At 72.0% G+C, this 6,990-nt stretch carries 4 protein-coding genes; 2 read left to right on the top strand and 2 right to left on the bottom strand.

From position 1 onward, the window contains the following. Positions 1 to 7: 7 nt before the first annotated feature. Together meaB and G5C60_RS30765 are read right to left on the bottom strand one after the other, a co-directional pair. Positions 8 to 964, bottom strand: a complete 957-nt coding sequence (gene meaB / locus G5C60_RS30770; RefSeq protein ID WP_165264272.1) for a methylmalonyl Co-A mutase-associated GTPase MeaB — start codon at positions 962 to 964, stop codon at positions 8 to 10. Positions 965 to 1,008: 44 nt separating this feature from the next. Next, a complete protein-coding gene (locus G5C60_RS30765) occupies positions 1,009 to 2,211 on the bottom strand; it encodes an acetyl-CoA C-acetyltransferase (RefSeq protein WP_165264271.1) in 1,203 nt (400 codons plus the stop codon). 146 nt (positions 2,212 to 2,357) lie between these two features. Between G5C60_RS30765 and mce the strand changes: the two genes are divergently transcribed. Further along, positions 2,358 to 2,822 (top strand): methylmalonyl-CoA epimerase, encoded by a 465-nt coding sequence (gene mce / locus G5C60_RS30760; RefSeq protein ID WP_165264270.1) that lies wholly within the window; start codon positions 2,358 to 2,360, stop codon positions 2,820 to 2,822. Between the two features lie 298 nt (positions 2,823 to 3,120). Continuing rightward, positions 3,121 to 6,882 carry a polarized growth protein Scy gene (gene scy / locus G5C60_RS30755; RefSeq protein ID WP_165264269.1) on the top strand — a complete coding sequence of 1,254 codons (3,762 nt, stop codon included), beginning with the start codon at positions 3,121 to 3,123 and terminating at the stop codon, positions 6,880 to 6,882. Positions 6,883 to 6,990 lie beyond the last annotated feature (108 nt).

Genomic DNA, 6,990 nt, shown 5'->3' with positions numbered 1-6,990 from the left:
CCCCCCGTCAGCCCTCCGTGATCCCCGCCACCAGCTCGTCCGCCGCCCGGTACGGGTCCAGCTCCCCCGCCACGATCCGCTCCGCGAGCGAGCTCAGGCGGCGGTCGCCGTGGAGGTCGTCGATCCGCTCCCGCAGCGCCGTGACCGCGATCGTCTCGACCTCATGGGCGGCGCGGGCGAGGCGGCGTTCGGCGAGGACGCCGCGCTCCTCCATCCAGGCACGGTGCTTCTCCAGGGCCTCGACCACCTCGTCGATGCCCTCGCCGCGGGCGGCCACCGTCTTGACGATCGGGGGCCGCCAGTCGCCGGGGGCGCGGGACTCGCCGAGGCCCAGCATGTGGTTCAGCTCGCGGGCGGTGGCGTCGGCGCCGTCCCGGTCGGCCTTGTTGACGACGTACACGTCGCCGATCTCCAGGATTCCGGCCTTGGCGGCCTGGATGCCGTCGCCCATGCCGGGGGCCAGGAGCACCACCGACGTATCGGCCTCGGACGCTATCTCGACCTCCGACTGGCCCACACCCACCGTCTCGACCAGGACCACGTCGCAGCCCGCCGCGTCCAGCACACGGATCGCCTGGGGGGCCGCCCAGGCGAGCCCGCCGAGGTGACCGCGGGTGGCCATGGAGCGGATGTAGACGCCGGAGTCGGAGGCGTGCTCCGACATCCGTACGCGGTCGCCGAGCAGCGCGCCGCCGGAGAACGGCGAGGACGGGTCGACGGCGAGGACGCCGACCCGCTTGCCCTGCCGCCGGTACGCGGTCACGAGCGCGGACGTGGACGTGGACTTGCCCACGCCCGGCGATCCCGTGATCCCCACGACGTACGCGTTCCCGGCGAGCGGTGCCAGAGCCGCCATGACCTCACGGAGCTGCGGGGACGCCCCCTCGACCAGGGAGATCAGCCGGGCCACGGCCCGCGGCCGGCCTTCCCTGGCCTGGGCCACCAGCGTGGAGACGTCCTGCATCACAGCTCCGTTCTGTGTCATTTTGTTCGCGGCGAAAAGACGGTTCAGGCCTTGGGTACCCGCACGATGAGCGCGTCACCCTGCCCGCCGCCCCCGCACAGCGCCGCCGCGCCCACGCCGCCGCCCCGCCGCTTCAGCTCCAGGGCGAGGTGGAGTACGAGGCGCGCGCCGGACATCCCGATCGGGTGGCCCAGGGCGATCGCTCCGCCGTTGACATTCACCTTTTCGGCGGACACTCCGAGGTCCTTCATTGACTGGACCGCGACCGCCGCGAAGGCTTCGTTGATCTCGATGAGATCCAGGTCCGAGACATCGAGTCCCGCCTTCTTCAGGGCGTGCTGGATGGCGTTGGACGGCTGGGACTGGAGGGAGTTGTCAGGACCGGCCACGTTCCCGTGCGCCCCGATCTCGGCGATCCACTCGAGACCCAGCTCCTGCGCCTTGGCCTTGCTCATGACGACGACGGCGGCCGCACCGTCGGAGATCTGCGAGGCCGAACCGGCCGTGATCGTCCCGTCCTTGGTGAACGCGGGCCGCAGCTTGCCAAGGGACTCGGCGGTCGTCTCGCCGCGGATGCCCTCGTCCTTGCTGAAGACGACGGGCTCGCCCTTGCGCTGCGGGATCTCCACGGGTGTGATCTCGGCCTCGAAGACGCCGTTCTTCTGAGCGGCGGCCGCACGCTGGTGCGAGAGGGCGGCGATCTCGTCCTGTTCCGGACGGGCGATGCCCAGCCGTGTGTTGTGCTTTTCGGTCGACTCGCCCATGGCGATGTTCTCGAAGGCGTCGGTGAGACCGTCGTACGCCATCGCGTCGAGCATCTCGATCGCGCCGTACTTGAAGCCCTCGCGGGACTTCGGCAGCAGATGCGGCGCGTTCGTCATGGACTCCTGGCCGCCGGCCACGATCACATCGAACTCGCCGGCGCGGATGAGCTGGTCGGCCAGCGCGATGGCGTCCAGGCCCGAGAGACAGACCTTGTTGACGGTGAGCGCCGGAACGCTCATCGGGATGCCGGCCTTGACCGCGGCCTGGCGTGCCGGGATCTGTCCTGCCCCGGCCTGGAGCACCTGGCCCATGATCACGTACTGCACCTGGTCGCCACTGATCCCCGCACGGTCGAGGGCGGCCTTGATCGCGAATCCACCGAGGTCGGCTCCCGAGAAGGACTTCAGGGAGCCGAGCAGCCGTCCCATCGGGGTGCGGGCACCCGCGACGATCACGGAGGTGGTGCTGTTCGTTCCAGACATGAGGAGCGATCCCCTTCCAGCTTGCACAGCTGAGGAGTGAACGAGGGTTTACTAAAATGTACTGAGCGGTAGGCCACCCGTCATCCGGCCGGGCGTGTGATCGCGCGCACGTTGCGTAACCGCCTGCGGCGCGCTGCACTAACAACATGCTGACGCGAATCGACCACATCGGGATCGCCTGCTTCGACCTGGACAAGACCGTCGAGTTCTACCGTGCCACGTACGGCTTCGAGGTCTTCCACTCCGAGGTCAACGAAGAGCAGGGCGTACGCGAGGCCATGCTCAAGATCAACGAGACGTCCGACGGCGGCGCCTCCTACCTCCAGCTCCTGGAACCGACCCGTGACGACTCCACCGTCGCGAAATGGCTGGCCAAGAACGGCGAGGGCGTGCATCACATCGCCTTCGGCACCGCGGACGTCGACGCGGAGGCGGCCGGCATCAAGGACAAGGGCGTACGAGTGCTGTATGAGGAGCCGCGCAGGGGCTCCATGGGGTCGCGCATCACGTTCCTGCATCCCAAGGACTGCCACGGAGTTCTGACGGAACTGGTCACTTCGGCGGCCGCCGGGCCGACTGGTGAGGGGGCCGTTGAGTCGACCGGGCACTGATGTCCGTACTCCATGGTCTGGGGACTGTTCCGTCGGCCGCTGTGCCGCGGACCCCGGATCCCCAGCCGGAAAAGCCGGTTGGCCAAGCCCCCCGGTGGATCGGGCCCGGTAGGGTTGGGGGCGGTCGTCGCTCCGGCAGGGCGGCCGCGGGCCGGGGTCCGGGTTTCGGGGGACGAGCGTCGGGGCAGCAGCCCATGCTCCGTCGTTGATCTGACACCATTCCCCGGGGGCCCCGTTCGGCGGATGGACGGAGCTCGTTTGGAGAGACTTGCGACCAGGGGACGGATGGGACCGCGCAGTGCGGGGCTACGAACGCCAGGAGCGAGAGCCGGCGGCTGACGTCGACCACCTCTCTCGGTTCGAGGCCGAGATGGAACGGCTGAAGACCGAGCGGGAGAAGGCCGTCCAGCACGCCGAGGACCTCGGCTATCAGGTCGAGGTGCTGCGCGCCAAGCTGCACGAGGCGCGGCGCAACCTCGCGTCCCGCCCTGCCTACGACAGCGCCGACATCGGCTACCAGGCCGAGCAGATGCTCCGTAACGCCCAGATCCAGGCCGACCAGCTGCGCCTGGACGCGGAGCGGGAGCTGAGCCAGGCCCGCGCGCAGACGCAGCGGATCCTCCAGGAGCACGCCGAGCAGGCCGCCCGGCTCCAGGCCGAGCTGCACCAGGAGGCGGTCACCCGCCGCCAGCAGCTCGACCAGGAACTGTCCGAGCGCCGCCAGACCGTCGAGTCGCACGTCAACGAGAACGTGGCGTGGGCCGAGCAGCTGCGCGCCCGCAGCGAGCAGCAGGCCCGCCGGCTCCTGGACGAGTCGCGCACCGAGGCCGAGCAGGCGCTTGCCACCGCCCGCGCCGAGGCCGAGCGGATCGCCGCCGAGGCCCGGCAGCGCCTTGAGACCGATGCCGAGGCCGCCCGCGCGGAGGCCGAGGCGCTGCTGCGCCGGGCCCGTACGGACGCCGAGCGCCTGCTGAACGCCGCGTCCAACCAGGCGCAGGAAGCCACCGACCACGCCGAGCAGCTGCGCAGCTCCACGACGACCGAGTCGGAGTCGGCCCGCCGTCAGGCCACCGAGCTGAGCCGGGCCGCCGAGCAGCGCATGGCGGAGGCCGAGTCGAAGCTGCGCGAGGCGCAGGCCGAGGCCGACAAGGTCCTCACGGAGGCGAAGGAGGCCGCGGCCAAGGCCCTGGCGAGCGCCGAGTCCGCGAACGAGCAGCGCACGCGTACGGCCAAGGAGCAGGTCGCCCGGCTGGTCGGCGAGGCCACCAAGGAGGCCGAGACCACCAAGGCGGACGCCGAGCAGGTCGTCACGGACGCCCGCCTGGAGGCCGAGAAGATCCTCGCGGAGGCCGCCGAGAAGGCCCGTAGCGCCACCGCGGAGGAGACCGCGTCCCAGCTGTCCACGGCCGCGCGTACGGCCGAGGACGTCCTGAACAAGGCGTCGGAGGACGCCAAGCAGACCACCAAGGCGGCAGCCGAGGAGGCCGAGCGGATCCGGCGCGAGGCGGAGACCGAGGCCGACCGGCTGCGGGCCGAGGCGCACGACATCGCCGAGGAGCTCAAGGGCGCGGCGAAGGACGACACCAAGGAGTACCGCGCCAAGACGGTCGAGCTCCAGGAGGAGGCGCGCCGGCTGCGCGGCGAGGCCGAGCAGCTGCGTGCCGACGCGGTCGGCGAGGGCGAGCGGATCCGCTCCGAGGCGCGGCGTGAGGCCGTCCAGCAGATCGAGGAGGCGGCCAAGACCGCCGAGGAGCTGCTCGCCAAGGCGAGGACCGACGCGGACGAGCTGCGCTCGAACGCGACGACGGAGAGCCAGCGGCTCCGCACCGAGGCAATCGAGCGCGCCACGACGCTGCGCCGCCAGGCCGAGGACACGCTGCAGCGCACCCGTGACGAGGCCGAGCGGCACCGCGCGGAGGCCGTCGAGCAGTCCGAGGCCGTCAAGGAAGAGGCCGAGCGGGCCGCACTGGAGCTGCGCGAGGAGACCGAGCGCGCCATCACCGCCCGGCAGGCGGAGGCCGCCGAGGAGCTGACCCGGCTGCACACGGAGGCCGAGGCGCGTCTCGCCGCCGCCGAGGAGGCCCTGACCGACGCGCGCGCGGAGGCCGAGCGGATCCGCCGCGAGGCCGTCGAGGAGTCGGACCGGCTGCGCGCGGAGTCCGCCGAGCGGATCCGTACGCTCCAGGCGCAGGCCGAGGCGGAGACCGAGCGGCTGCGCACGGAGGCCGCCTCCGATGCCTCCGCGTCGCGGGCCGAGGGCGAGGCCATCGCCGTACGGCTGCGTTCGGAGGCGTCGGCCGAAGCCGAGCGGATGAAGTCCGAGGCCCAGGACTCGGCCGACCGGGTCAGGGCGGAGGCGCAGGCCGCCGCCGAGCGGCTGGCGGCCGAGGGTGCCGAGACACTGGCCGCCGCCCAGGAGGAGGCCGCCCGGCGCCGCCGCGAGGCCGACCAGTTCCTCGGCGCGGCACGCCAGGAGGCCGACCAGGAGCGGGAGCGGGCGCGCGAGCAGAGCGAGGAGCTGCTGGCCTCGGCGCGCAACCGCGTCGAGGAGGCGCAGGCCGAGGCCCGCCGGCTGGTCGAGGAGGCCGACCGGCAGGCCAACGAGATGGTGTCGGCCGCCGAGCAGACCGCGCAGCAGGTACGGGACTCCGTGGCCGGGCTGCACGAGCAGGCGCAGGACGAGATCGCGGGCCTCCGAAGCGCCGCCGAGCACGCCGCGGAGCGTACGCGCACAGAGGCTCAGGAGGAGGCCGACCGCGTCCGCGCCGACGCCTACGCGGAGCGCGAGCGGGCCACCGAGGACGGCAACCGCCTGCGCCGTGAGGCGCGGGAGGAGACGGAGGCCGCCAAGTCCCTTGCCGAGCGCACGGTTTCGGAGGCGATCTCCGAGTCCGACCGGATCCGCTCGGAGGCCCGGGAGGACGCGAACCGTGTCCGTTCGGACGCGGCGACGCAGGCCGACACGCTGATCACCGAGGCTACTTCCGAAGCGGAGCGGCTCACTTCGGAGACGAACACGGAGGCGGAGCGGGTCCGCGCCGAGTCCGTGGCGAAGGCCGAGAAGCTGATCTCGGACGCGACGGGCGACGCCGAGCGGCTGCGCGCCGAGGCCGCCGAGACGGTCGGCTCCGCTCAGCAGCACGCCGAGCGGGTCCGCAGCGAGGCACAGCGGGTCAGGGCCGAGGCGGAGGCGGAGGCCGAGCGGGTCACGTCGGCCGCGCGCGAGGAGGCCGACCGCACGCTGGACGCGGCCCGCAAGGAGGCCAACAAGCGGCGTTCCGAGGCGGCCGAGCAGGTCGACAAGCTCATCAGGGAGTCGACGGCCGAGGCGGAGAAGCTGACCTCGGAGGCCGAGCGGTCCGCGCGCAAGACGACGGCGGACGCCGAGTCGCAGGCCGACACGATGGTGGGGGCGGCCCGCAACGAAGCCGAGCGGCTGGTCTCCGAGGCGACCATCGAGGGCAACTCGTATGTGGAGCGGGCCCGTACGGACGCGGACGAGCTGCTGGTCGGCGCCCGCCGGGACGCCACGGCGATCAGAGAGCGCGCGGAGGAGCTGCGCGACCGGATCACCGGCGAGATCGAGGAGCTGCACGAGCGGGCCCGCCGCGAGTCCGCCGAGGCGATGCGGTCGGCGGGCGAGCGGTGCGACTCGCTGGTGAAGGCCGCGGAGGACCAGCTGAAGGAGGCGGAGGCGAAGGCCAAGGACCTGGTCTCGGAGGCCAACTCCGAGGCGGGCAAGGTGCGTATCGCCGCCGTGCGGAAGGCCGAGGGGCTCCTCAAGGAGGCCGAGCAGAAGAAGTCCGCGCTCATCGCCGAGGCCGAGCAGATCCGCTCGGACGCCGAGCGCGAGGCGAAGCGCATGGTCGAGGAGGGCAAGCGCGAGCTGGATGTGCTGGTCCGCCGCCGCGAGGACATCAACGCGGAGATCTCCCGTGTCCAGGACGTCCTCGAGGCGTTGGAGTCTTTCGAGGCCCCGGCGAGCGGCAAGGACGCGGGCGTCAAGGCGGGCGCGGCGGCCGGTGCGACACGTTCGGGTGGCAAGTCCTCGGAAAGCTAGCCAAAAGGGCCGGTTTCGTACTCGCTCGGGGCCTGTGACACCGTGTCCTGGATGCGCTCCGGACCGTTAGCCATCAAAAAGGGCGTCATTCTCCATACCAAGTCTGGC

Source organism: Streptomyces scabichelini (assembly GCF_011045015.1).
Classification (GTDB): domain Bacteria; phylum Actinomycetota; class Actinomycetes; order Streptomycetales; family Streptomycetaceae; genus Streptomyces; species Streptomyces scabichelini.
The sequence above is the reverse complement of the archived record's forward strand: the minus strand, read 5'-3'. Positions and strand labels throughout refer to the sequence as shown.